The 4,898-nt window shown below is 35.1% G+C and carries 4 protein-coding genes; 3 read left to right on the top strand and 1 reads right to left on the bottom strand.

What is annotated here, in order from left to right; genetic code table 11:
• A partial coding sequence (locus COZ07_RS06365) for a hypothetical protein (protein WP_406607735.1) occupies positions 1-242 on the top strand: 242 nt, incomplete at its 5' end.
• On the opposite strand, the gene COZ07_RS06360 is transcribed toward COZ07_RS06365, so the two are convergent.
• Positions 222-416 (bottom strand): hypothetical protein, encoded by a 195-nt coding sequence (locus tag COZ07_RS06360; protein ID WP_406607734.1) that lies wholly within the window; start codon positions 414-416, stop codon positions 222-224. The genes COZ07_RS06365 and COZ07_RS06360 overlap by 21 nt on opposite strands.
• 507 nt (positions 417-923) lie before the next feature.
• Between COZ07_RS06360 and amrB the strand changes: the two genes are divergently transcribed.
• Both amrB and COZ07_RS06350 read left to right on the top strand, forming a co-directional pair.
• Positions 924-2,654 carry an AmmeMemoRadiSam system protein B gene (gene amrB / locus COZ07_RS06355; RefSeq protein WP_406607733.1) on the top strand — a complete coding sequence of 577 codons (1,731 nt, stop codon included), beginning with the start codon at positions 924-926 and terminating at the stop codon, positions 2,652-2,654.
• Between the two features lie 29 nt (positions 2,655-2,683).
• Positions 2,684-4,898 (top strand): DUF3160 domain-containing protein (locus COZ07_RS06350; RefSeq protein WP_406607732.1); only part of this gene is annotated, 2,215 nt, incomplete at its 3' end.

Below are 4,898 nucleotides of genomic sequence, written 5' to 3'. Positions count from 1 at the left end.
GACAGGTGTATCGACTTCCTTTATTATACAACTTTTCCGTCTTAAAACTAAAAATAATTCATCCTATAATTGACTTTTTAGAGTGGACTCAATTATATAATTATAATATAGATTCAACTACATTATCGCAAAAAAATATTTATACTAAACAAAAATTTATAGAAATACAATATCTTAATCTTATCAAATCGCCAACTGTATTACCAACTCATTCACCAACCTTATTTGATTATATAATGTAAAGCCCTACCCTTGCCTTCGCTCTTAATAATCTCTAAATTTACCAATTTTTTAATTTCTTTCAAGTCTCCTTCGTCAGAAAGCTTGAACATCTCTCTTACATCTCGATTGATTATTTTTCCATTTTGATTTTTAAATTCTAAATGTTTCAGGGGAAGGCCTTTGTCACACTTCAAGAATATATATTTAGCTTACTAAATAATTACCAGCGATTAAAAAATCAATTTTTTCTATTTTTCTACATCTTAGTATTAATACGACAAAATTATTATAGAACCCTTCTTTTTTGTGAAAAATTTTTTATTTCTATTTAACACTAATTATTATCTATTTTTCTTCTACTCTTTCCATTCGAGATTAGTTATTTTTGGTAATTAATTAAGGTCTTGTGGTTCTTTAAATCTTCGAAGTTTTTTTCTTAATGAGCGTATCCACGAGCTCCTCCGCTTCCCAGAACGAGTCCGATTTTGGTTACTTTAGCATGCTGCAACTTTCTGCCTGTAAGACTTTCATAGCTTTTTTTATAAGTTTAATATCATTGCCCTTGCCTTGAACCGGAATAGCCCCAACCCTTTATAATTACACTGCGTTATATTTGTCAAGACCCTGAAGGGAGCTGAGGTATGGGGTATATTGTTATGGGTAAATTTATGCTAAAATATTATTTAATTAAGAAGGGTTTTATGAAAAAATATATTTTAGTGTATTTGGTTTTACTTATTTTATCTATAACCTCGGAAACTTTTTCCAGGGACAAATTAAATATTGCTTCCGGGGTGGTGCCCCATCATTTATTGGCTCAAGAGATAATAGATGATTTTTTTAAATATATTTTCTCTCGGGAAAAACCAGAAACCATTATTTTATTAAGCCCGGACCATTGGCACAGTGCAGCTCTTCATCAAGAAAATTCATTTATTACAGTTGCCTTAGAGCCGGGTAAGGAAGAGTTCAACCATCTAAAAGTTGACTCTAATTTATTAAGAAAATTAGCGGAAAAAAATAAAATAGTGCTGAATAATCCCGCAGTTGTTTCTGAATTTGGAATAACCAATTTGTTACCTTTTATGGAAAAATATTTCCCGGAAACTAAAATTTTACCGCTTCTAATACCGGCTAAAATTTCTAAAGAACAGGTAAAACAGTTAGTCAATTCTATAGATGAAGTTGCTCCCGTCCGGACTATTCTCATTGCTAGTGTAGATTTCTCCCATTATCTTCCTTGGCAGGCTGCTAATTTCCATGATCTAAAAAGTATCAGAGTTTTATTAAATTTTGAGGAAGAAAATTTTAAAAACATAGAGGTTGATTGCTGGCAGGCACTGTATGCAGCCAGACTTTTTGCTAAACTACGGCAGAAAGAAGCCCCTTTTATTATTGCTCATAAAAATTCTGCTGATTTTTTAAAATTAGACTTAGAAGAGACTACCTCTTATTTTAGTGTAATCTTTGAGCAGAAAAAAGTGGAAGAAATTTTTTCTAATCAGAAAGTAAAAACTATTTTATTAACTGGAGATATGATGTTAAATCGGGGAGTAGAAGATTTAATAAAACAAAATAGTGTCTATTATCCTTTCCAGAGAATCAGTCAACTGCTAAGAGGAGTGGATATTGTTTTTGGGAATTTAGAGGGTCCGGTAGTAAAAAATCCGCCAGAATTTCCGGATAATTCTTTAAAGTTTGCCTTTAACCCAGAAGTAATGAAGGGAATCTCCTGGGCTAAATTTAATTTATTTTCTTTAGCCAATAATCACACCCTAAATTGGGGAAAAGAGGGATTAGAAGAAACGAAAGATTGGCTAAGAAAATATGGGATAAATTTTGTGGGTGATCCTCTTTCTGGTAGTTGGAGAGAGCTTGATGCTTATTTTCCCAGCGATAACAGCGATAATATAATCTTTCTGGCTTTTAATCAAATTTTCCCCTTTTTAGCTAAAGAGGAAGAAATGATAGAGACCGTAAAGGCAGTTAAATCTTTAAATTCAGAAAAACTTTTAATCATCAGTCTGCACTGGGGTGAAGAATATCAATTGACCAATTCTTTAGCCCAACAGAAATTAGCCCATCAGATAATTGAGGCCGGAGCAGATTTAATTATAGGGCACCATCCCCATGTAGTACAGAACATTGAAAAATATCAGGGAAAACTTATCTTTTATTCTCTGGGAAATTTTATCTTTGACCAATGCTTCTCTTTAGAGACCCAGCAGGGTTTAGCCGTAGGTGTAGAAGTCCACCCGGATAAATTAATTTTTCGGCTCTTTCCCCTGCAAATTAATCGGGGTCAGCCGGTTTTAATGAAGCAGAGCCAGGAAAGCGAATTTTTGATAAAATTAGCTGAACGTTCGGGTTCAGACAAAAAATTGGTAGACGCCATAAAAAGTGGTATAATAAAAATGGAAAGGTTAAATTAATTTTGAAAATTAATTTTGAAAAAAATAAAATGAAAAAAACCAAAGAATTTAATTTCTTAAAAAGACTTTTAACTATTTTAATAACTTTTACTATTTTAACCGCTACCAATAATGTTTTGGCTGGGGGTGAAGTTATCTTAACCAAACATTTAATTAATCCGGAAGATATTTTAATCGAGGAGGTAGAAATTTCTCCCTCTATCCCGGCCTATTCCTTGCCTTTAAGCACTGTAAAGATCGCCAATTATCAAAAATTTTCCGAAAAAATCAAGCTCAGCCCGGAAGCTCTCTTCCTTTTAAAAAAGAACGGTTTTGTAGTTATTCCTACCCCTTCTCCTATTGCGGAACGAGAAGTATTTCTGGAGTCTTCTCGCCAAATGGCTACTCCAGGTGACGATTTCGTAGCTTATTATAAAGCTATAGGAGAAATAGATTTGCCCATTTTTATTACAACCGATTCTCTTTTACATTATTATCATATCTTCTTTGACACTACTTTGATGAAATTAGAAAGAGACCTCTTCTATAAAGATATATGGGTAATCAGTAAAAACTTATTAGCCGAGTCTTTGCAGGAATATTTCCAGACCGGGGGAGATTTAAAAGAAGCCGCCAAAAGAAATGTAGCTTATCTTTCTGTTGCTTTAGAGCTTTTGAAACCCAGGATAAATCAGGTAATGAGCGAGGAAACTTTAAGAGAAGAATATTGTGTCCCCGGGATAGACCCCGAATACTGTGAGATAATGATCTCGGGAGTAAAAGAATATTACGGGGATAAGGCCAGTTATAAATATTTTAGTCCAACAGAATTTGAGCAATATAATTTTGAAGTCCCCGAGGCGGTAAAAAGTCTGGTAGAAAAAGAAATAGAGCTAATTGAAAAACATCAGGGCTGGGAATATTCTCCCATTTTTATCTATCAAGAAGATTATTCCCAATATATCCCCCGAGGACATTACACCAAATCAGAGAAACTTAAGAATTACTTTAAAGCTTTAATGTGGTATGGGAGGATGACTGCTTTAATCGAGGGTTCTCCCCTTTTATCTGTCGGAGAATCGGTCTGCAGCGGGAATAGGAGAGGAATTATTTCTGAATCTGAGGCCCGAATCCAAACCCTGCAGGCTTTTTTATTAGCCCATCAATTTTCGAAAAACCAAGACCTGCAAGAAAGATGGAATCGGATATATGCTATCACCTCTTTTCTGGTGGGCTTTTCCGATGATTTAGGCCCTAATGAATATGGCGAAGTATTGGAAAAACTTTTTCCAGAGGACCTCTCTCCTCAAAGAATAGAGGAAAAATATGAGGAACTCAAAGAAGCTATCCTGGCAGTGGCTTATAATCCTAAAATCTATAGTGGATTAGGAGCTTGTGAATTATTAATGCCCTGCCCTCCTCTTGAGGAGGAAGAAATTCAAGCCCTAAAATTACAAGCCCAGGAACTTTTAACCGAAACTAAAGGATTCAGACTAATGGGTCAGAGATTTACTTTAGACTCTTACCTCTTTTCCGAAATGGTTTCCCCTTATAGCGGTGAATATTCTGGACTAAAGCTACCTTTGCCTACTGATGAAAAACCCTTTACTTTTACCTGGGAGGATAGTTATGCCCCCGATAGAAAAAACCGTCCTTTCACCTGGGTGAAGACCGAAGTAAAAGCCTGTCCTCCGCCAGCTACGCGCGAAGTTAGAGGTTTCCCAAGAGGATTGGATTTAATGGCTCTTTTAGGTTCTGAAAGGGCTAAAGATATTTTAGAAAGCTCTGGTGATACCCAATATACCGATTATGAAAAGAAATTCTCGGAATTGAAAAAAGAAGTAGATTCTCTTTCCCAGGCCGACTGGTATAAAAATCTTTATCTAAATTGGCTCTTGGTTTTAAAGGCCTTAGGAATTAAATTTGGTGAAGGTTATCCTACTTTTATGCAAACAATAGCCTGGCAAGATAAAGAACTAAATACTGCTTTGGCATCCTGGACTGAATTAAGACACGATACCCTTTTATATGTCAAGCAGAGTTATACTATGGCTGAGAGGGGAGGAATGTTTGAGCCTCCGGTAGTCGGTTATGTAGAACCGCTACCAGAATTTTATGCCCGGCTTTTAACTTTAACCGAAATGACTAATCAGGGCTTTAAAAATTTAATTCCTCCAGAAGAATTAGAAAAGTTAATGATAGAAGCAGGGCTGAGTAAGTTTTCAGAAATTTTAAGTCTACTATTAGATATCTCCCAGAAAGAAT

This window comes from Candidatus Infernicultor aquiphilus, assembly GCF_002784285.1.
GTDB classification, from domain to species: Bacteria; Atribacterota; Phoenicimicrobiia; order Phoenicimicrobiales; family Phoenicimicrobiaceae; genus Infernicultor; species Infernicultor aquiphilus.
Note: the sequence above shows the minus strand (reverse complement) of the source record. Positions and strands in the feature narration are given on the sequence as shown.